The following is a 21,447-nucleotide window of genomic DNA, read 5'->3' on the forward strand; positions in this document are numbered from 1 at the left end:
AAACATACGCTTAAGTTTTGTGGGCATATCTTTATTATAGACACGGGCCAAACTGGATGCATGGAAGGAAACTGACAGATTTAAGCGTTTTCAGATCGTAAATTCTTGTTATACTCCCGGAAAATATAATTATCTTGTTCTCTCGCGCCAGGTTTCGCTATAATTCAGTATAGAACAGGCATATTTGCCGGGGATGGGGGCAAGCGGCTATGAGGTTATCCAAATATGATCTGAAGTCGATTATTGATCTTGAGAAATGGCATGCGCTTCAGGATTCAATGTCACTCGTCACGCAAATGGCTATCATTACAGTGGACTACAAAGGCGTTCCGGTTACCCGGCACAGCCACTGCCAGGCCTTCTGCCAGGCTGTCCGCCAGGATGCCGAACTGTCCTCTTACTGCCAGAAATGTGATGCGCGCGGCGGCCTGGAGGCAGTCCGGCTGAACGAACCTTATGTGTACTTATGCCACTTTAACATTCTGGATATAGCTATCCCCATAACGGTGGACAACCAGTATGTCGGAGCGGTGATGGCGGGGCAGGTCCGGCTAGCGGACAACGGCGGATCACGGCTGGAGCAGATTGTAACCCGTCCGGCATCACCGGAGAGCGCCGGCACATTCGCAGCGTTAAGGCAGGAATATGAGCAGCTGCCCGTTATGCCGTATGATCAAGTGGTCACCATCGCCGAAATGCTGTCCCATCTGTGCAATTATATCGTTGAAGAAGCGAGCCGGAAGAATGAAATCATGGATTTGTACCGGCAGGCCATGGCTGTACCGCCTGTAGATATACTGCCCCATATGAGGCTGGCAGATTCGGCCTGTCCCGCTTTACAAGAGGTGCAGCAAGAGCTGTCCGATTCCGGTGCGCTTTTAGAAAGCGGAGGCGAATCATCTATCCTTCCGGCCAGTCAAGCCGTCAGCTGTTCCAACCCAACGCTGCAGCCAGCCTTCGATTATATCCACAGCCGCGAGCATGAGAATTTCTCACTGGAGGCGATGGCCCGGCTCTGTCATATCAGCCCCAGTTATTTCAGCCGGTTGTTCGTACGGGAGAGCGGAGAGAACTTCTCGGCCTATGTCTCCCGGCTCAAAATCGGACGGGCCAAACAGCTGCTGGAAACGACCGGCCTGTCGGTTAATCAGATCAGTGATCATCTGAGCTTTTGCGATGCAGGTTATTTTATCAAAATTTTCAAGAAATACGAACAGCGGACTCCTGCGGCCTACCGCTCATGGATTAGGGGAGAGTAGGGGGCGCATTCACAAAAACAACTACCAGCCGCCCCATGTATTCTTCCATTTTCCGTTCCAGATCATAGCTGCCTTCATGCAGGCACCAATTATAGATGACACCCCGCGCGGCGATGAAGAGGTACTCTGTCATATCCTCCGCAGTCATATCTGCGATCAATTGCCCGCCAGCTTGCCCCTTTTCCAGGAGAGCCTGAAGGACATTCTGCATATAGCGTCCCTTGGCGATGAACAGCTTATTGTTGCAGGTATACAGCTGCTTCACCGTTTCGATGCCGACATTCAGATTGTAGTCCGCATAGATTTTGAAGTAGTCCACGATATCATTCCGGATCGAAGCCGAAGGCTCCAGATCCCTGAATTTCTGGTCAAAATATCCGTCAGCCTGCTCGTACATCTGGATGAGAATATCGCTTTTGGTGGAGAAATAATTATAGAACGAACCTACAGAGACACCGGCCCCGCGGCAAATTTCAGCGATGGTAATGTCCTCCAGGGAGTGCTGTTTCATCAGCTTAACGGCACTTTCGAATAAGTTGTTTTTGGTCTGGATGCTTTGCAGCTGCCTTGAGGTTAAAGGTTTGTTTTTGGACATTTTGGTACACTCCGTCTCAGATAATCTCTATTTAATGTAGGGGTTAGGATTTCTTTTGTCAATTTAACTTAGTGAAAATAATCACATTATTCAGCGGCCTCCGACTTTATAATGAATTTGTTCAGTGAATGCATTCACCGAACGACAATCCGATTTTTCTTAGGAGGACTTACATTGAAGGACAGCCACAGAATTTTATTTGAACCGTTTAAGATCGGCAAGCTGGAATTGAAAAACAGATTCGTTATGGCTCCGATGGGACCCGGCGGACTCTGCAATGCGGACGGAACATTCAATGAGCGCGGGGTGGAGTATTATGTGGAGCGGGCCAAAGGCGGCACCGGCCTGCTGATGACAGGCGTGACGATGGTCGAGAATGAGATTGAGAAATGCGCATTGCCGTCCATGCCGTGCCCAACGCTCAACCCGTACCATTTCATCAAGACCGGCAAGATGATGACCGAACGGATTCATGCCTATGGGGCCAAAATCTTTCTGCAGCTGTCCGCAGGGTTCGGGCGCGTAAGCATTCCTTCGATTGTAGGCAAAACTGCCGTGGCTCCTTCACCGATTCCTCACCGCTGGCTGCCTAATGTAACTTGCCGGGAGCTGACGATCGAAGAAATTCATACCTATATAAGAAAATTTGCCGAATCCGCTGCCATTGCCCAAAAAGCCGGGTTCGACGGAATAGAGATTCATGCCGTGCATGAAGGTTACCTGCTGGACCAGTTTGCTATTTCCTTCTTCAACCAGCGGACCGATGAGTACGGGGGAAGCCTGAGAAACCGTCTGCGGTTTGCTATCGAAATTGTTCAGGCCATCAAAGCGGAATGCGGCCAGGATTACCCGGTATCGCTGCGGTACAGCATCAAGAGCTTCATCAAGGATTGGCGGCAGGGCGGCCTGCCCGGCGAAGAATTCACTGAACAGGGCCGGGATATCGAGGAAGGCATAGAGGCGGCACTGATTCTGGAAGAAGCCGGATACGATGCATTCAACGGGGACGTCGGCTCCTATGATTCCTGGTATTGGTCCCATCCGCCGATGTACCAGGAGAAAGGCCTGTATCTGCCATACAACAAAATTCTCAAAAGCATTCTTAAGGTTCCTGTCATCACCGCCGGAAGACTGGATGATCCGGACCGGGCCAGCGACGCGATTCGTGACGGTGCAACCGATATGATTGCCCTGGGCCGTCCGCTGCTGGCGGATGCGGATATTCCCAACAAGATCCGGGCGGGCCAAATTGAGCGGATTCGTCCGTGCCTGTCCTGCCAGGAGGGCTGTATGGGCAGACTGGCGTCTTTTGCTGCCATTTCCTGCGCCGTGAATCCCGCCTGCGGCCGGGAGAAAGACTATGCCATCGGCAAGGCAGAGCAGCCGAAACGTGTGCTGATCGTCGGCGGAGGCCCGGCTGGCTGCGAGGCGGCACGCGTGGCCGCGGTTCGCGGCCATGAGGTGAGCTTGCATGAGCAAAGCAGCCGTCTGGGCGGCAATCTGATTGCCGGCGGGGTGCCGGGGTTCAAGGAGGATGACCATCTGCTAGCCGACTGGTACGGAGTGGAACTGAACGCACTGAAGATTGATCTGCACCTGAACAGTGAGGTAACCGCAGAAACAATAGCAGCCAGTGGCGCGGATGCGGTGATTTTTGCCACAGGCTCAACGCCCAAAAGCTTCGCTATCGGAGACTCCTCCAATGTCTATACTGCTGAAGAAGTGCTGCTTGGTCAAAAGGACCCGGGAGATTCCACGATTATCATTGGCGGCGGGCTGGTTGGCTGCGAAACGGCATTATGGCTCCAAGAACAGGGGAAGAAAGTCACTCTCGTAGAAATGCAGGAGGACATTCTGACGATTGGGGGTCCGCTGTGCCATGCCAATGAAGATATGCTCCGCGATCTGGTGGCCTTTAAGGAGATCGAATTGCTCACGGATACCGTGGTGGCCGGGGCTGCAGCCGGGGGTTTTGTGCTGAAAAGTAAAGCTGGCGGGGAGAGGGTGGTTGCGGCGGATTCAGCGATTCTTGCAGTAGGTTATGCTCCACAGAAGAAATTGTATGAGGAGCTGAGTCAGGAGCTTACGGAAACGTATCTGCTGGGAGACGCCAAACAGGTGCAGAACATTATGTATGCCATCTGGGATGCATATGAAGTAGTCAAGAATATTTAATTGCAGCTCACATAATGTAATAACTTTCCGGGAAAAAGGGGATATTACAGGCGTTGTGTACATAACGCTTGTGGCGGTGAGGCCAACGGCTGACCCGCTTGTTCCTTTACAATCTTCCCGGTAGCCTATATAATCAATTTAATTGTATATGGATGTACCCGGAGGAGCCTGCCAACAGCGGGCTCTTTTTGCGTTTTTTTCTGGGAATTATAGGAAGGAGATTACGAATTTGAAGAGGGGGAGTGCTAAGCTGTGCTGCATGCTGCAATCTTGATTCCATTTCTGCTGGCTGTTCTGGTCCCGCTCGTCAAGCGTTTTCCGCGTCTTCACGCAGGCTGGGCGGTGCTGCCAGTTCCAACGGCTCTTTTTGTGTACTTCCTGATGCAGATCCGGGGTGTTCAATCCGGTGAAAATACAGTAGCTTCGGTAGCCTGGATGCCTTCGCTTGGGATTAATATTACCCTGGTGCTGGATGGGCTGAGCCTGCTGTTTGCCCTGCTGATTACAGGGATGGGAGCCCTGGTGGTTCTATATTCGATTTATTATCTTGAAAAGCGGATGGAATCTATCCGTAACTTCTATATGTATCTGCTTATGTTCATGGGAGCGATGCTGGGCGTTGTTCTGTCTGACAACCTAATGGTGCTCTACGGGTTCTGGGAGCTGACGAGTATTACATCTTTCCTGCTGATTGCCTTCTGGCACCGCCGGGAGAGATCGCGCTACGGAGCGCTCAAGTCGATGCTGATCACCGTGTTTGGCGGACTGGCAATGTTTGCCGGGTTCAACCTTCTCTATGTGATGAGCGGAACCTACAGCATCCGGGAAATCACCCTGCAAGCCGGCCAGCTGTCTTTGGAGCCGACGTTCATTCCGGCCATGCTGCTGATTCTGCTGGGAGCCTTCACCAAATCTGCGCAATTTCCGTTTCACATCTGGCTTCCCGATGCCATGGAGGCGCCGACTCCGGTCAGTGCCTATCTCCATTCCGCGACGATGGTCAAGGCGGGGCTGTATCTGGTGGCCCGGCTAAGTCCCGTATTCAGCGGGCAGTCCGAATGGTTCTGGCTGGTCTCCGTCTGCGGACTGGTCACTCTGTTATATGGATCGTTCAAAGCCATCAAACAAACCGATTTAAAAGCGATGCTCGCCTTTTCTACGGTCAGCCAGCTGGGGTTGATCATGTGCCTGCTGGGACTGGGCTCTGCGTCGGCCTTCTTTTCAGGTACAGGAGAGTCTGTATTCTATGCTATGGCTACTGCGGCGGCCGTCTTTCATCTGATCAACCATGCGGTGTTCAAAGGAACCCTGTTTATGGTGGTTGGCATTGTAGACCATGAGACGAATACAAGGGATCTGCGCAAGCTGGGCGGATTAATGTCCTTGATGCCGGTCACCTTTTCCGTAGCGCTGATTGGCGCCTTTTCCATGGCCGGGCTTCCGCCGTTCAGCGGCTTCCTGAGCAAAGAGATGTTCTTCACTGCCGTGCTTAATATTCGGGAGATGAATGTATGGAGCACACAGTCCTGGCTGCTGCTGTTTCCGGTCCTGGCCTGGACAGCGAGCGTGCTTACCTTTGTATACAGCATGATCCTGGTGTTCCGGACGTTCACCGGCAAGCTGCAGCCGGAAAAGCTGGACAAAATACCGCATGAAGCTCCGCTTGGATTGCTGTTTTCTCCTGTGGCGCTTGTCTCCCTGGCTGTTCTCTTTGCCTTTTTCCCGGACCTCCTAAGCTCATCTTTAATTGAACCGGCTGTGGCGGCGATTCAATATGGCCATCTGCCGCCGGAGGAAAGCCTTCATGTTTCGATCCATTTCTGGCATGGCTGGACTCCGGAAATCTTCATGACCTTTGGTGTGATCGCCGCCGGAACGCTTCTGTACAGAGGTTATAGCAGATTGCGGATATTGGACCGTGAGTGGAGCGGGCGGGATTCGCTTAACCGTATATATGACCTCAGCATTCGCGTGCTGGAAGGCGGTTCAGCCCGTTTCACCAACCGTTATATGACCGGCAGCAACCGGCATTACCTGCTGTATATTTTCGGGTTCATCATTATTGCCCTGGGGAGTACACTGCTGGGAGCACAAGGAATTACCCTGGGCATGGCGGACTACGCACCGGTCTCGATGTACGAAGTAGCGGTGGTTGCGGTTATGCTGGCGGCAGCGTTTGCCGTTCCTTTTGCCAAGTCGAGAGTCAATGCCATTCTGTTCACAGGCGCGGTCGGGTACATGGTAACCCTGCTGTTTGTCATCTTCCGGGCGCCTGACCTTGCCTTGACGCAGATGATCGTGGAGACGGTGTCGGTGATTCTGTTCCTGCTGTGCTTCAAATATTTGCCGAAGCTGAAGCGGGAGAAGGAGAAAGCATCCTTTAAATGGCTGAATCTCATTGCCGCCGTGGGAGTTGGCCTGACGATGACACTGATTGCGCTGGCGGCGATGGGCAGCAGCCCGTTTGCGCCGATCTCGGAATTTTTCCTGAAAGAAAGCTATTCCCTGGCGGGCGGCAAAAACGTAGTGAATGTAATCCTGGTAGACTTCAGGGGCTTCGATACGCTGTTCGAAATTATGGTTCTCGGCATTGCGTCCCTTGGCATTTATGCTCTGGTTCATCTGAGAATGGAGTCAGGGAGAGTTCCGCCAGCAGCGAAAAATAAACCGGCAGCCTATCTGTTTCCCCTGCGCAGCAATGATGTGATTCTGCGGACGATGTCCAAGGTGATAGTAGTCATTATCCTTACTTTTTCGCTGTATTTGTTCTTTGCCGGGCATAACCATCCGGGCGGAGGTTTTATCGGAGCTTTGATGACATCCGCCGGCCTGATTCTGATGGCGATTTCACTAGGAGTGGATACGGTCCGCACACTTCTCCCGGTTAATTACCGCATCCTCACGGCGGCGGGGCTGCTGACCGCGATCCTGACAGCGGCAGGCTCCTTTGCGTTTGGCGCGCCATTCCTGAGCCATGCCTTTGGCCATTTTGACCTGCCGCTGCTTGGGGATACGGAGCTTGCGACAGCCGTTCTGTTCGATTTGGGTGTATATCTGGCGGTCATAGGCGTGACCATGAATATTATTTTTACCATAGGGGGGGATGAGTGAAATGGAATGGATGATGGCTGTAGCGGTCGGTGTTTTATTTACCGTCGGAGTATATTTGATTTTGTCCAAAACCCTGCTGCGGATTGTACTCGGTACTTCCCTGCTTACGCATGGCGTCCATCTGCTTCTCCTGACTATGGCCGGACTGAAAAAAGGGGCAGCTCCTGTATTAGGCGGCAAGGCGGATGCCTATGTGGACCCGTTGCCGCAGGCGCTGATTCTGACGTCCATCGTGATCAGCTTCGGTGTTACGGCGTTCTTCTTCGTGCTGGCCTACCGTGCCTACCAGGCACACGGGACCGATGAAATGGATAACATCCGGGAGGAGGAGCAATGAATAATCTCTTGGTAATGCCGGTCCTGATTCCCTTGTGTACCGCCGTTATATTAATGTTTCTGAAAGAGAAGGTGCTGCTGCAGCGGCGGATAAGCGCCTTCAGCGGCATTCTGAATCTTGTTCTGGCCTGTGTGCTGGTTACCCGAATCCATGAGGAGGGCATCCAAACCCTGCAGATGGGCGGCTGGACTCCGCCATACGGCATTGTGTTTGTCGGAGATATGTTCGCAGCATTGCTTGTGCTGACCGCTTCGGTTGTGAGCCTGGGGATTCTGCTCTATTCCTTCACCAGTATCGGTGCGGAGCGGGAAAAATTCTTTTACTATACCTTTTTTCATTTTCTGCTCGTGGGCGTATATGGTTCTTTTCTGACCGGAGACATCTTCAATCTGTTCGTGTTCTTTGAAGTGATGCTGATCTCGTCCTACGCTCTGATATCCCTGGGCGGAACCAGGTTACAGCTCCGGGAAACCTCTAAGTATCTGCTGATTAACATTGTGTCCTCCACGCTGTTTGTAGCCGCAGTTGCTTACCTGTATGCCGCAGTGGGAACACTGAATATGGCTCACCTGTCCCAGCGTATTCACGAGGCCGGGCAAGGCGGTGTGCTGAATGTGATCGCTGTGCTGTTCCTGACCGTCTTTGCTCTGAAGGCCGGGCTGTTCCTGTTCTTCTGGCTCCCCGGCTCCTACAGTGCACCGCCGGCGGCAGTCCGGGCCTTGTTCGGGGCGCTGCTGACCAAAGTGGGGCTGTACGCCATTATAAGAACTTTTACGCTTATCTTTGCCGAAGATCCTGATGTCACGAACGGCTGGATCGCCTGGATGGCAGCGGCTACGATGATTCTGGGCGCACTGGGTGCTGTGGCTTATAACGATATCCCCCGCATCCTGAACTACAACGTCATTGTCAGTGTGGGTTTTGTCGCCTTCGGATTGTCCGCAGGAACACCGGATGCACTGGATGGAGCTGTTTTTTATCTGCTGCACGATATGCTGGGCAAGGCCCTTATGTTCATTCTCGGCGGGTTGCTTATTGCCGCTGCGGGTACGGACCGGCTTGAGCGGATGGGGGGGCTGATCCAACGTTATCCGCTGCTCGGTTGGAGCTTTTTCGCCCTGGCGCTGGCACTAGCCGGTATTCCTCCGTTCAGCGGCTTCCCCGGCAAAGTGCTGATTATCCGGGGAGGGCTGGATGCAGGAATGCTGACTTTATCCCTGATCGGGCTGGGTTCCAGCCTGCTTGTGCTGTACTCGCTGATCAAAGTATTCAGGCTCGCCTTCTGGGGCAATGCGCCCGGTACAGAACCGCCCAAGGTTAAGCTGAAAGGCGGGACGGCAGTGGCAGCCGGATTCCTCGTTCTGGTCATCCTGATGGGCCTTGGAGCAGAGCGGGTGAATACCTATGTTTCACAGGCGGGGGATGTGCTTGGTTCTCCCAAGCTGTATATCGAAGCTGTACTGAAGGAGTAGATGAAGATGGCTGTTCAAATCTTATTAAACCTGATGACTGCGTTTCTGTGGATGATGCTGATCGGCGACGGGTCAGGCTCAGGCTTTGCAATCGGCTATCTGCTGGGCTGCGCAATTCTGCTGGTGCTGCGCAGGTTCCTTCCTGAACCGTTATATTTGAAAAGGGTGTGGTCCATAGTGAAGCTGCTGGCGCTGTTTCTGCGGGAGCTGGTCCTGTCCAACTTCGCAGTTATCCGGCAAATCTTAAGTCCCAGACTGGCTGTCCGCCCGGGCATCTTCGCTTACGAAACCGCACTTCGGTCCGACCTTGAGGTCACTCTGCTCTCCTGCCTCATTTGTCTGACACCGGGGACCCTTACACTGGAAGTGTCGGCCAGCGGACAGACCCTATATATTCACGCTATGGATATTGAGGACGCCGGCCAGCTCTCCCGCCAGATCGAGGGAACCTTTGAAAAAGCAATCATGGAGGTGACCCGGCTATGATTTCAGTACTGCTTAATATTTCGCTGGTGATCCTGGCACTGGCCATGCTGGCCTGCCTGTACAGGCTGATTCAAGGACCGACCCGTTCGGACCGGATTGTTGCGCTGGATACGATCGGCATCCACCTGCTGGCAGTGATCGCGGTGCTGGGCATGCAGCAGAGGACAGAGGATTATATTGATATGGTGCTTGTGATCGGAATTCTGACGTTTATCGGAACTGCGGCATTAGCCAGATACATTGAAAGAGACGCGGTTATCGAGCCTGGAGGTGATAAACTTGATCGGTGAGCTGCTAATTGCGATACTGGTATTGCTGGGGGCATTATTGTGCGGGCTTGGCGCGTTTGGGCTGGTCCGGCTCCCTGATGTCTATTTACGTTCCCATGCCGCCACCAAAAGCGCTACACTGGGTGTATTATGTGTGCTGGCAGGAGCCTTTCTATTTTTTTTCTTCTATATAGAAGTAGTCAGCATCAAACTGCTGCTCGGGATAGTATTCGTCTTCATCACTTCTCCGGTTGCAGGGCATCTGAATGGCCGTGCGGCTTACCGCTCGGGTGTGCCTTTATGGAAGGGCAGTGTGCAGGATGATCTGAAGCCGGTGCTCAAAAAGAGGGAGACGAAGCAGACTGACACACAGCATAAGTTAGAGTAAACTAAAGAATATGTCTTTTTCGCTGAATTCTGTAAAAGAAGCGGGGGAACCACCGGTGTGTGCAGTTTTCGAAGCTGCCATGCCCAAGGGGTGAATCTCGAACATTCGAGTAGGGCTACTCTTCAGGCCCGAATCCGTCAGCTAACCCCGTAAGCGTAGAAGAGAGGAGACGAATGAGTTGCCGCAAATTCAATTAAATGGAACTTCTATCTACTATGAAACCTATGGTACAGGGGTGCCTGTTGTTTTTATTCATGATCACCTGACTTCGCATCATCTGTTTGAGCCGCAAATTGAGTATTTCCGTGACCGTGTTCAAGTGATTGTTCTGGATCTGCGGGGGAACGGGTTGTCCGGAAAAATGGATGTCGAGGTTCACCGCATTCTGGACACCCAATGTGAAGATTTGAAGGAGCTGCTCCGCCGTCTGGAGCTGCTGAGTGTGATTCTTGTCGCAAGCTCGGGCGGGGGTGTGCTCGCCCAGAAATTCGCTGTGCAGAACCCGGAGCTGGTGCGTGCGCTTGTGCTGGTGGACAACTGCTCAAGCGGCAATGATTCCATGAAAAATAATAGAATATGGGGAATTATCGAGAGATGTTCATGGATATCGTATTATTTGCCGCCTGAACTGCTTCTGCGCTCCCTGCGAATCGCCTATAACAAATGGCTGCCCGCCTATCATATCCTCAGGAATGAGCTGCTGCATAAACGGCCAACCGAAGGCATCAAACAGCGGATTGCCCTGCGCCAGATTGACATTCTTGCCTATGCGGTTAAGCTGCAGGTTCCAGTGCTGTGTGTAACGGGAAGCCAGAATGAGTGGAGGCTCGCACAGGCGAGCAAGAACGCCTCCATGCTGCCTTCGGCGCAGCTGGTGGTGCTGGATGATGCCATGTATCCCAGCCATCTGTGCCAGCCGCAGCATTTTAACCGCCTGCTGTTAAATTTCCTGATTGACCAGCATGCCGTTCATCAGCGGGAGAGCGGGTTATGAAGGCGGTGGATGAGGCAGCTCCTAATCTCTGTCCAAGCCGTACTCCCAGGTGGAGAGCTGCCCTACACTGAATGGCTGAGTAATTCGCCCCAATTGAGTTTTTTTGGTGCACATTTTTTTGCTGCGCATATATAATAAGCAGTGTGTTTTTTATTTCTAAAAATAGGTTGATAACCTATGTACTTTGTGATTTAATGCAGGAGGGGTATTGATAACACGAGCGGGGCAGTCCATCCATTTTTTTGAAAGGAAATGAATTTTTTCATGAAGAAATCATTCAATAGCATTCTAAACCGGCCGATTCTATTATTCAGCTTCGTGCTGCTGCTCAAAAGCGCCGTGGCCTGGTTTGTCGTGTTCAGCGACGGTCCGAACTGGAGTATGGTCTTCACCGAAATTCCCTTTTTCATCATTGTGTTCAGCCTGATTGAATGGCTGTCTTCCAAACGGAAGATTCTGTACTATATGATTGCTAACTTATTCATTACGATTATTTATTTCTCTGTTCTGATGTATTACAAATATTATGGCGTAATTGCGACCTATCATGCATTGCAGCAAGCGGATAAGGTCACTAAGGTCGGAGAGAGCACCTATTCCCTGATTACACCGTATTATCTGTTTATTTTTGTGGATATCGTCTTCTTCCTGTTCTTTATGTTCCGTCCCAAATATATTGCCAAATGGAAGGAGAGAGGCGCATACCGCATCAGCCGCCCTGTGCTGCTTACCGTGGCTGCCGTTTCGCTCGCGCTGTGCTTCTTCAATATCTGGCCTAACCATGCGAGCATGAATGAGATCAAAAAGGCGGAGAGCATGGGGATTCTGAACTATGAAGTCTACACGCTGTTCGCAGACAGCACAGAGAAGGAAGAGCTTATCGACAGCAAAGAGATTACCCAGCAGGCCGTGGATACGGTTAAAGGGGTTCAACCCCCGCAACAGCTGAAGTACACCGGGGCCGACAAGGGTAAAAACCTGATTATCGTGCAGATGGAATCGTTCCAGAACTTCCTGATCGGACTGACTATTGACGGGCAGGAGATTACACCGAATATTAACAAGCTGGCGCACAGCAATACGTATTTCAACAATTTCTACACCAATGCCGGCCAGGGGACGACCTCGGATGCCGAGTTCGTGGTGAACTCCTCTTTTTATGTGCCCAAGAACGAACCGGCAACGTCATCACCCTATATGAAAAAATCCGTGCCCAGCCTGCCGAAGCTGCTGAGTGCGAACGGGTATTATACAGCTACCTTCCATACCAACAGTGTGGAATTCTGGAACCGCAAGGCCTTATACCAGGCGGTAGGTTTTGACAAGTATTATGACCAGAGCTTTTATGGCGATGATGATCATATTGCATTCGGTTCTTCGGATGAGGTGCTGTTCGCCAAAACGGTACCGGAGCTGGCTGCACTTGATGCCAAGGATCAGCCGTTCTATGCGATGGTCATTTCCATGAGCGCCCATCATCCGTTCCGCATCCCCGAGGAGAAGTTCAAGATGAAGCTGCCGGAGCGCTTTGAAGGTACGCTGCTGGGGGACTATATTCAGGCCCAGAATTATGCCGACTATGCGATGGGGCAGTTTCTGGAGGAGCTGAAGGCCAGCGGACTGTGGGATGACAGCCTGATTGTGTTTTACGGAGATCACCAAGGCGTGCCGATGTACACCCTGGGTGAGGATGAGAAGGCTCTGCTGCAAGAGATGCTCGGACATGAGTATGGGTATACGGATATGTTCAATATTCCGTTTATCGTCCACTCGCCAAGCGGCGTACTGCCTGCGGTAGTGGACCGGACGGGCGGACAGATTGATATTCTGCCGACAGTATCCAATCTGCTGGGCGTGCCGCTGCAGAATCAGCTGCATTTCGGTGAGGATCTGCTCAACTCGGCATCGAACCTGATCCCGTTCAGACATTTCCTGCCCACAGGTTCTTTCGTGAATAATACGAGCATTTATTTGACGGGGAATGATTACGAGGATGGGAGCAACTACAGTCTAAACGATAATTCAGTTATCCAGGGCGGCTCTACAGAAGCGCAGTTCGAAGCTGCGGAGCGGCTGCTGAACATGTCGAACAGCTATCTGCTGCAATTGCCGGACCGGCCGGACCAGCAGTAATCCGCAAACAGTAAGTATGGGGCTTGCCCCCCGTGCTTGCTGTTTTTTTTGTGCAGAAAATAAGGTTCCTCAGTCCTCCAGCTGCCCGTTGATTTCTTCAAAATAGTGATAGACCCCGTTCAACAGCTCAATCAGCGCTCTGCTGCGCTCCCCGCCGAGATAGTCGATCATCCCCTTGAACGTATCGCGGATTCTGGCAACAGCAGCATCGGCCAAACGTACGCCTTTGTCTGTCAGAGCAATCCCGCTGACCCGCTTATCCTGGGCATCGCTGGTGCGGACCACATAGCCCTGTGCCAGCAGGCTGTTCACCATTTGGGTGATGGTGGGGGAGGTGACCTTGTGCATTTTGCTGATGTCGGAGATGGTAAGCACCGGCTTCCCGGATTTCTCGGTTCCTAACCGGATCGTGACCAGCACGCGTATTTCACTGGGCTTTAGCATCGATGGATTATTCTTTTGCCAGTTGATCTTGGAGAATTGCTGGAATGCTTCCATCAGCTCGTCGATTTTGTCATATCTGTCTTCGTTCATCTGTACACCTCATGGACTTGTTTCCTTTAATTATAGGGCATGTGATGAAATAAAATAAAGGAAAGGAAACCGATCCCTTAACATTTCCAGCTCTCTTCGCTGTGGCCCCGGTTACTCTGCGGGATTGTGAAGAAGCGATATCTGATATTTGCTCAGAAATGAAATCCATTCGTCCGAAGGCTTCTCGTCGGTAACGATATAATCAATTTCTTCAAAACCAAACAGCTTGACAAAAGCAATCCGGTCAAACTTGGAATAGTCGGCCAGCAGGACGGCTTTGCTCGCCTGCTGCCGCATAAGAATCTTAAGCTCGCTTTCGGCTTCGTTGGAATCGCTTAGTCCCCCCGTCATCGAGAGGGCTTTGCAGCTGAACAGCGCCGCATCCACGTTATACCGCTGAATGGTATGGGAAGCGCTCGGCCCGACAAACGAGTTGGTCTCCGCTCCCAGCACACCGCCGGTGGAAATCAGCTTATGCCCGGAATGCTGAAACTCGGAGAGGACGACCAGTGAATTGGTAATGATCGTCAGGTTTTTTTTGGCTTCGGTAATTTTCTTCAGCGCCTCAAAGGCGGTAGAACTGGTATCTGTCATCAGGCTGTCGCCGTCATTGATCAGATCCAGGACATTGGCCGCAATGGCCCGCTTGGCTTCGATATTCACCGCATGTCTGTGGGAGTAGGAAGGGTCCTCGTTGGTGTGGACATTCAGGATGGCCCCGCCATAGCTTTTTTTGGCAATGCCTTCTTTGTCCAGCTTCTCCAGATCTCTGCGGATCGTTTCTTCGGAAACCTCGAAATCCTGGGCCAGATCAGCGACATGGACTTTTTTGTTGCGGTACAGTTTATTGATAATGAGTTCACGGCGTTCGAACGCTCTCACTAAGACGGCCTCCTGGCATCGTTAATCTTTTTTATCTATTTTACTATAAACCGAAGTATAAATAAAAGGAAAATCCACAGAAAAATCCACATTGACATTTTGAATACCACATAAATACACAATAAAATGTGGTTTTATGTTGACATTCCATGATTATGATTTATGATAGGAGGAGATGCAAGCGCTTAATATTGTTCTTATCATTCTGAGGAGGTTATAAGGCATGACAACTCATTATCCCAAAATCGGCATCCGCCCGACGATTGACGGGAGACGCCGCGGTGTGCGCGAATCACTGGAAGTCCAGACCATGGGCATGGCAGAGCGGGTCGCTGCTTTTCTGCAGGAAAATCTGCGATACCCTGATGGTTCACCTGTAGAATGTGTGATTGCTGATTCTACAATCGGCGGTGTGAAGGAAGCTTCGGCTGCACAGGCCAAATTCTCAGGTGCCAATGTAGGCGTATCCATTACCGTGACACCCTGCTGGTGTTATGGTTCGGAAACGATGGATATGGATGCCGGCATCCCGCATGCGGTATGGGGTTTCAATGGTACGGAACGTCCCGGAGCGGTTTATCTTGCCGCTGTCTTGTCGGCGTACGCCCAGAAGGGCATTCCGGCTTTTGGGATCTATGGGGAGGATGTGCAGGATTCAGGCAGCGAGGAGATCCCGGCTGATGTGCAGGCCAAGCTGCTGAGGTTTGCCAAATCGGCACTTGCCGTTGCCTTAATGAAGGGGAACTCCTATTTGTCCATGGGTTCGGTTTCTATGGGGATTGCCGGTTCGATTGTGAATGACCAGTTCTTTCAGGAATACCTGGGCATGCGCAATGAATATATCGATATGTCCGAGTTCGTCCGCCGTTTCGAGGAAGGGATTTACGATCAGGAGGAATTTGCCCGTGCACTTCAATGGACAAAGGAGAACTGCCAGATTGGACCTGACAATAACCCGGCACATCTGCAGGTCAGCAGCGAAGAGAAGGCAGTTCAATTGGAAACCTGCGTTAAGATGGCGCTTATCGGCCGCGACCTGATGATTGGCAATCCGGTGCTGGCTGAGCTTGGCTTTGAGGAAGAAGCTCAAGGCCACAACGCGCTTGCCGCCGGTTTCCAGGGACAGCGCCAATGGACGGATCACTTCCCGAACGGTGATTTCATGGAGACGATCCTGAATTCCTCCTTCGACTGGAACGGCAAGCGGGCGCCTTATATTCTGGCTACGGAGAATGACAGCCTGAACGGTGTAACGATGCTGTTCAATTATTTGCTTACGAATACGGCACAGATTTTCGCTGATGTCCGCACTTACTGGAGTCCGGCAGCTGTGAAGCGTGTTACCGGATATGAGCTGCAGGGCGAGGCGGCCTGCGGCCTGCTCCATCTGATCAATTCAGGCTCTGCCGCGCTGGACGGCGCCGGTGAACAGACCAGGGACGGCCAACCGGTGATCAAGCCGTTCTGGGAGATTACCGATGAAGAGGTGGATGCCACTCTGAAGGCAACACAATTCCGTGCGGCATCGCAGGAATATTTCCGCGGCGGCGGCTTCTCTACTGATTATCTGACCAAAGGCGGCATGCCTGTAACGATGGCGCGCCTTAATCTGGTCAAAGGGCTGGGACCTGTCCTGCAGCTGGCGGAAGGCTATACTGTGGAGCTTCCTGAAGAGGTACACCGCACGCTGGATGAACGGACTGATCCTACCTGGCCGACAACCTGGTTCGCGCCAATTTTGACAGGTTCCGGTTCGTTCAGCTCGGTATATGACGTGATGAACAATTGGGGGGCCAATCACGGAGCGATCAGCTATGGGCATATCGGTGCGGATCTGATCACACTGGCATCCATGCTGCGCATCCCGGTGAGCATGCACAATGTGGAAGCGGCGCGGATCTTCAGACCGCGCGTCTGGTCGCTGTTCGGAACGGAGAGCCTCGAAGCTGCCGACTACCGGGCCTGCCAGAGTTTCGGACCGCTATATTAATTTCTGGGAGCGGGCAGGTGGATGTGATGAGCAAGCTGAAGAAGCTGCTGGCCGTTGACCTCGGGGCAAGCTCGGGGAGAGTGATTCTCGGCACCTATGACGGAAGCAGGATTGTAACAGAGGAGCTCCACCGGTTTGCCAACACCCCGGTGGAGGCAGGCGGTCATTTGTACTGGAACGTTCCGGCGCTGCTTGAGGAGATCAAGCAGGGAATCCTGCTGGCGGTCCAGGGCGGCAGTGAAATTGTTAGTCTAAGTGTGGATACCTGGGGAGTAGACTATGGCTTTGTGGATCATGCGGGGAAGCTGCTGAATTCCCCGCATCATTACCGCGATCAACGGGTAGGCAAATACCGCCCCCGCCTGGAGGAGCTGCTGCCGCCGGAGGAACAGTTCCGTCTGACCGGCAATCAGCCGGACCCGATCAATACAGTCTACCAGCTGTTTGCAGATATGCAGGAGAACCCGCTGCTTCAGGAGCGTGTTGACCACATTCTGATGATGCCGGATTTGTTCCTGTACCTGCTGTCCGGAGCGTCTTCCGCGGAGCGGACGATCCTGAGCACAAGCGGGCTGCTGGACGCCGTTACGGGTGAGCCTTCTTCCGAAGTATTCGGCAGGCTCGGCATCCCGCTAAGGCTGATTCCGCCCCGTGTTGAGGCGGGAACCGCAATCGGCACGCTGCGGCCCGAGCTCTGTGCCAAGCTCGGTTGCGGGCCTATCCGCGTGATTGCCGGCGCATCCCATGATACGGCTTCAGCCGTAGCCTCGATTCCGTACGCGGACAAGGACGGCGCGGCGTTTATCAGCTGCGGCACCTGGTCATTGGTCGGGATGGAAACGAAGGCGCCTGTCCTTACTCCGTTAAGCTATGAATATGGCTTCACGAATGAAGGGTGCTGCGGCAGCGGCAACCGGCTGCTTAAGAACATTACCGGACTGTGGCTGCTGCAGGAAACGCGGCGGGTCTGGGCAGAAGCCGGTGAAGACCTCAGCTTCAGCGAGATGGCTGCGCTTGCCGGGAATGAGGGGGCGGCACAGTCTTTTATTGAGCCTAATGATCCGCTCTTTAGCACGCCCGGTGATATGCCGGGACGGATCGCGGAATACTGCCGGAGCAGCGGCCAACGGGTGCCGGCAACCAAAGGAGCCATTATCCGCACGATTCTGGATAGCCTCGCCAAGTCCTACGCGGCCGCGCTTAAGGAACTGGAGGACCTTACGGGCACAACGATCCGCAAGGTTCATATGGTCGGAGGGGGCATACAGAACAAGCTCCTCTGCCAGTTAACGGCGGATGCTGCGGGAAGAAAGATTATCGCCGGCCCCGTTGAAGCCAGTGCGCTGGGCAATCTGCTGGTGCAGCTGGCTGCGCTGGGAGAACTGGATTTCAGCCGTGCTGCTGAGGTAGTGGGCGCATCCGAGACCCTGACAGTGTACCGGCCGAATAAATAAGAATTGAGGAGAGTAAACCATGGATGAGCTGGAAAAGAAACTGCGTCTGCAGATTTGTGATATCGGCAAAAATCTGTTCAATAAGGATTTTATTGCCGCGAATGACGGCAACATCTCGGCCCGTTTGAGCGAAACTGAGGTGCTGGCTACCCCGACCGGGGTCAGCAAAGGCTACCTGGAGCCGCACATGCTGGTCAAGGTCAACCTTCAGGGAGAGATTCTGGAAGCCCGGGAAGGCTATAGACCTTCAACGGAAGTCAAAATGCATCTGCGGATTTACCGCGAGCTTCCCGAGATGAACGGGGTGGTTCATGCGCATCCGCCATTTGGCACTGCTTTTGCCATTAAAGGGGAAGCACTCGACAAAATGATGATGCCGGAATCCGTAATTGCCATGGGTGAAATCCCGCTGGCGAAATACGGCACCCCTTCCACAGAGGAGGTTCCCGATTCCATCATGCCGTTCCTGGGCAAGAAAACAGCCGTACTGCTGGAAAGCCACGGGGCTTTGACCTGGGGCAAGGATGTGATGGGAGCTTATATGAATATGGAACGGCTGGAATACACCGCCAAGCTGACTTTTTTGACCCGCATGATCCACGGAGAGCGGGAGCTGCCGCCGAACCGGATTGAAGAGCTGGTGGCGCTGCGGTCCTTCTACGGAATGTAAAGGGGAGAGCGGCAGATGCTTAAGAAAATCCCCAAGCTGCTCTCTCCCGAACTGGTGAAGACCATGATGGAAATGGGCCACGGCGACGAACTTGTACTTGCGGACGCCAACTTTCCCGGACATGCGCTGCATTCCAGAGTCATCCGCTGCGACGGCATCGGCATACCGGAGCTGTTGGACGCGTTGCTGGAGCTGTTCCCGCTGGATCATTATGCGGACCATCAGGCTGCCCTGATGAGTGTCGTAACGGGAGATCCTACCGTCCCCGTAATCTGGGACACCTATAAGGAAATCATCTCGGGACATGACAAGGAAGCTGTGATCACTCATGAAGAACGTTTTGCCTTCTATACCCGCGCCCAGAGTGCCTATGCCATTGTGGTGACCGGGGAGGAAGCGCTGTACGGCAATATTATCCTGAAAAAAGGTGTTATAAAGAGCATTTGAGAAAAGGTGCTGACATTGGCACTTCACTCGAAAAATTAATCCTGCCCCTGTTGGATTCTCCAAGTGAGAATGCATCGGGGCGGGATTTTTTCGCCGATGCGCGCCTAGCCATGCTAGGCACAACTAGCCGGTGAAAGTCCGGTCGAGGTAAGAGCCAAGTCGCCTCGCAGCTAACAGGCAGCTGTACCGTTTGGGTTTCACTAGGTACTTTCGGGGAGTGGAGTGGAATTAGTGAACTTAAATGTGCACAAAATCGTTGAACAGTGAGGTTTAGTGGGAATTAGTAGACGCAAATTCACCTGAAAAGGTACAAGTGGGCCGGATTAAGTTTACTTTTCCCAACTAGCGTTTGCGGAGGGCGGGAGTGGGGAGAATTAAGTGCCCTTTTTCCACTATAGAACTGCCTCCCGGGTTCATGAAGCAATAGCTGGCAAGCAGCCGGTTAATTTGCCCTGAAGCAGCGACTGTAAGGTTCACGGACGGACAGCCCGGGCCTCAAACGGCTGCGCTCTTTAGTAAAGGCCGCGCAGCCGTTCTTATCTTAAAATGTTGCTGTCACTTCCGTATTCTGGTCTTCGGGAAAAAGCCGGCGGCGAGCAAAATGAGATGCCAGGCAAAAACCGCGAGTACGATGTTTTTTAAACCGGACTGGAGACCGAGAATGCTCCAGGAATAAGAGGCCAGGAACAAACAAGTACCGGTTGCTGTAAGCAGAACCACGCGTATCCCGAGCCGGATAAAAGGCTGCGGTGAATGCTTCGTTATGAACACTCTTCTCCGCTTGCGCAAGCGGATGGCAAAGATAACCAGATATAGGCCGAGCGCGGCTGCAAGTCCTTGCGTAATGTATGCATTAGTCTGCCTTCCGGCGGCAAGGGCATCGTATCCATCGGGCACAGAACCGGTAAGTGACCGCACCCATGCATTATAAATATCCTGCCGCAGGTCAATTCCGTTCTCGCTGTTTGTCAGAACTGCAAGTCCGTCGCCGGACTCCGGGACGAACCCGTAAAAGCTGTGGAATCCGCGGTTATCCCCCGGGTGATACAGCATAACCTGACCACCCGGAAGGGTTCTAACGAAGATCCCCAAACCGTTGTCAGTCAGAACCGGTGTCTGCATCTCCTGAATAAGCGGTTTTGCAGCCACTGGGTTGCCCGGCAGCTGTCCATTCCGCCCATTCATACTGTTAATAATCAATGTCATCAGATCAGCAGAGGTGGTGGAGAGGCCGGCGGCGGCTTTTTCGGTAAATTGATAATCCGGCAGCGCCTGGCCGAAATATCCATACCCAGTAGACGTGAAGGGACTGCCGGTAGTTGCTGCGAAGGTGCTGGAATTCATCCCTAGCGGCTTCAGCACCTGCTCGTCCATATACTGTTCAAAAGGCTGGCCGGTCACTTCCTCGATCACCAGCTGCAGCAGGGTATAGCCTGCACCTGAATACACTTCCTGAGTTCCGGGAGCTGTGGTCAATCTTACAGGATCGTTGAACCAACCGGCCCCGGACAACGATTCCTCCAGTGCCGGAAGCTTTTTTCCCGGAGCAGTTCCCAGGTAGCCTTTGTGTGCAGGCAAACCTGCGGTATGGCTAAGCAACCGCCGGAGCGTCACCTGACCCGGATCAAACTCCGAGTCCGGCAGCTTCCACCGTGTAAGATATTTTGCAGCCGGATCATCCAGGGAGAGCAGACCTCGGTCAACAAGATGCAGGATGCCCCATGCGGTCAGGCTTTTGGAGATCGACCCTGCCTGGAATAGCGTATGCTCATTCACAGGCTGGTGACTTTTGGTATCAGCAACACCATAATTCAAGGTGTAGGCGACTTTTCCGTTATGTATCACACCTACTGCCACACCAGGTACTCCGTAAGTTTCCTGCCACTGGGGGACTTTGTGGTCCAGATATTGCTTGAATTCCTCTGCGCTTCCGGCAGTGGGCGCCTTATCGGACTCAGCATTCATGTGGGGGGAGAAGCCCCATAGAACTATCAAGCTTGCGGCAACCATCATGCTGAGGGAAAGTCTCCGGGAAAAAATTGTTCTTTCTGTACGCTTCATGTTTCTGAACTCCTTTGGGATTAAGTCAAATGAACACTATATCCAGCATAGTTCACAAGATGTTCAGCACCCATAGATTTAGCTTACGTCTACCTTTAAAGTTCCTTAAAGTAAGCTTACACGGCTGTAAGGTAGGAGGATGCTCAAGCAATAAATATTGAGACAGCCTTCTGATTCGTAGAAAGCTGTT

At 52.6% G+C, this 21,447-nt stretch carries 18 protein-coding genes and 1 riboswitch; of the genes, 14 read left to right on the plus strand and 4 right to left on the minus strand.

Annotation, left to right across the window (positions count from 1 at the left end):
• Nucleotides 1-209: 209 nt before the first annotated feature.
• Nucleotides 210-1,259 carry an AraC family transcriptional regulator gene (locus PGRAT_RS11800; RefSeq protein WP_025705019.1) on the plus strand — a complete coding sequence of 350 codons (1,050 nt, stop codon included), beginning with the start codon at nucleotides 210-212 and terminating at the stop codon, nucleotides 1,257-1,259.
• Here the strand turns inward: PGRAT_RS11800 and PGRAT_RS11805 are convergent.
• Nucleotides 1,246-1,854 carry a TetR/AcrR family transcriptional regulator gene (locus PGRAT_RS11805; RefSeq protein WP_025705020.1) on the minus strand — a complete coding sequence of 203 codons (609 nt, stop codon included), beginning with the start codon at nucleotides 1,852-1,854 and terminating at the stop codon, nucleotides 1,246-1,248. The genes PGRAT_RS11800 and PGRAT_RS11805 overlap by 14 nt on opposite strands.
• 174 nt (nucleotides 1,855-2,028) lie before the next feature.
• On the opposite strand from PGRAT_RS11805, the gene PGRAT_RS11810 reads away from it, so the two are divergent.
• The 9 genes from PGRAT_RS11810 (at nucleotide 2,029) to PGRAT_RS11850 (ending at nucleotide 13,219) form a co-directional block, all read left to right on the plus strand.
• A complete protein-coding gene (locus tag PGRAT_RS11810; RefSeq protein ID WP_025705021.1) occupies nucleotides 2,029-4,029 on the plus strand; it encodes an oxidoreductase in 2,001 nt (666 codons plus the stop codon).
• A gap of 252 nt (nucleotides 4,030-4,281) precedes the next feature.
• On the plus strand, nucleotides 4,282-7,140 hold the full coding sequence (locus PGRAT_RS11815; RefSeq protein WP_025705022.1) for a Na+/H+ antiporter subunit A: 2,859 nt from the start codon (nucleotides 4,282-4,284) through the stop codon (nucleotides 7,138-7,140).
• A 1-nt stretch (nucleotide 7,141) separates the two neighbouring features.
• A complete protein-coding gene (locus PGRAT_RS11820) occupies nucleotides 7,142-7,477 on the plus strand; it encodes a Na(+)/H(+) antiporter subunit C (RefSeq protein ID WP_025705023.1) in 336 nt (111 codons plus the stop codon).
• Nucleotides 7,474-8,949, plus strand: a complete 1,476-nt coding sequence (locus tag PGRAT_RS11825; protein ID WP_042266633.1) for a Na+/H+ antiporter subunit D — start codon at nucleotides 7,474-7,476, stop codon at nucleotides 8,947-8,949. The genes PGRAT_RS11820 and PGRAT_RS11825 overlap by 4 nt, the downstream gene beginning before the upstream one ends.
• 6 nt (nucleotides 8,950-8,955) lie before the next feature.
• Complete coding sequence (locus tag PGRAT_RS11830; RefSeq protein ID WP_025704786.1) at nucleotides 8,956-9,435, plus strand: Na+/H+ antiporter subunit E; 480 nt, start codon at nucleotides 8,956-8,958, stop codon at nucleotides 9,433-9,435.
• Nucleotides 9,432-9,725 (plus strand): Na(+)/H(+) antiporter subunit F1, encoded by a 294-nt coding sequence (locus tag PGRAT_RS11835; RefSeq protein WP_025704787.1) that lies wholly within the window; start codon nucleotides 9,432-9,434, stop codon nucleotides 9,723-9,725. The genes PGRAT_RS11830 and PGRAT_RS11835 overlap by 4 nt, the downstream gene beginning before the upstream one ends.
• The gene (gene mnhG / locus PGRAT_RS11840; protein ID WP_025704788.1) at nucleotides 9,709-10,092 is read left to right on the plus strand and encodes a monovalent cation/H(+) antiporter subunit G; all 384 of its coding nucleotides are present in this window, start codon (nucleotides 9,709-9,711) and stop codon (nucleotides 10,090-10,092) included. Before PGRAT_RS11835 ends, mnhG begins: the two co-directional genes overlap by 17 nt.
• Before the next feature lie 10 nt (nucleotides 10,093-10,102).
• A riboswitch (cyclic di-AMP (ydaO/yuaA leader) is annotated at nucleotides 10,103-10,263 on the plus strand.
• 7 nt (nucleotides 10,264-10,270) lie between these two features.
• Nucleotides 10,271-11,086: an alpha/beta fold hydrolase gene (locus PGRAT_RS11845; protein ID WP_025704789.1), complete on the plus strand. Its 816-nt coding sequence runs from the start codon at nucleotides 10,271-10,273 to the stop codon at nucleotides 11,084-11,086.
• Nucleotides 11,087-11,350: 264 nt separating this feature from the next.
• On the plus strand, nucleotides 11,351-13,219 hold the full coding sequence (locus tag PGRAT_RS11850; RefSeq protein WP_025704790.1) for an LTA synthase family protein: 1,869 nt from the start codon (nucleotides 11,351-11,353) through the stop codon (nucleotides 13,217-13,219).
• Nucleotides 13,220-13,288: 69 nt separating this feature from the next.
• On the opposite strand, the gene PGRAT_RS11855 is transcribed toward PGRAT_RS11850, so the two are convergent.
• A complete protein-coding gene (locus PGRAT_RS11855) occupies nucleotides 13,289-13,753 on the minus strand; it encodes a MarR family winged helix-turn-helix transcriptional regulator (protein WP_025704791.1) in 465 nt (154 codons plus the stop codon).
• A gap of 111 nt (nucleotides 13,754-13,864) precedes the next feature.
• The gene (locus PGRAT_RS11860; RefSeq protein WP_025704792.1) at nucleotides 13,865-14,635 is read right to left on the minus strand and encodes a DeoR/GlpR family DNA-binding transcription regulator; all 771 of its coding nucleotides are present in this window, start codon (nucleotides 14,633-14,635) and stop codon (nucleotides 13,865-13,867) included.
• A 223-nt stretch (nucleotides 14,636-14,858) separates the two neighbouring features.
• On the opposite strand from PGRAT_RS11860, the gene PGRAT_RS11865 reads away from it, so the two are divergent.
• Genes PGRAT_RS11865 through fucU form a run of 4 tightly spaced genes read left to right on the plus strand, consistent with a single transcriptional unit; the run spans nucleotide 14,859 to nucleotide 19,196 of the window.
• Entirely contained in the window at nucleotides 14,859-16,625 is a 1,767-nt protein-coding gene (locus tag PGRAT_RS11865) for an L-fucose isomerase (RefSeq protein WP_025704793.1), read from the plus strand.
• Nucleotides 16,626-16,651: 26 nt separating this feature from the next.
• Complete coding sequence (locus tag PGRAT_RS11870) at nucleotides 16,652-18,079, plus strand: rhamnulokinase (protein ID WP_042266637.1); 1,428 nt, start codon at nucleotides 16,652-16,654, stop codon at nucleotides 18,077-18,079.
• A gap of 19 nt (nucleotides 18,080-18,098) precedes the next feature.
• Complete coding sequence (locus tag PGRAT_RS11875; protein WP_025704279.1) at nucleotides 18,099-18,749, plus strand: class II aldolase/adducin family protein; 651 nt, start codon at nucleotides 18,099-18,101, stop codon at nucleotides 18,747-18,749.
• A 15-nt stretch (nucleotides 18,750-18,764) separates the two neighbouring features.
• Nucleotides 18,765-19,196, plus strand: a complete 432-nt coding sequence (gene fucU, locus PGRAT_RS11880; protein WP_025704280.1) for an L-fucose mutarotase — start codon at nucleotides 18,765-18,767, stop codon at nucleotides 19,194-19,196.
• Between the two features lie 555 nt (nucleotides 19,197-19,751).
• On the opposite strand, the gene PGRAT_RS11885 is transcribed toward fucU, so the two are convergent.
• Entirely contained in the window at nucleotides 19,752-21,257 is a 1,506-nt protein-coding gene (locus PGRAT_RS11885) for a serine hydrolase domain-containing protein (protein WP_036703756.1), read from the minus strand.
• Nucleotides 21,258-21,447: the final 190 nt, after the last annotated feature.

The organism is Paenibacillus graminis, from assembly GCF_000758705.1.
GTDB classification, from domain to species: domain Bacteria; phylum Bacillota; class Bacilli; order Paenibacillales; family Paenibacillaceae; genus Paenibacillus_AQ; species Paenibacillus_AQ graminis.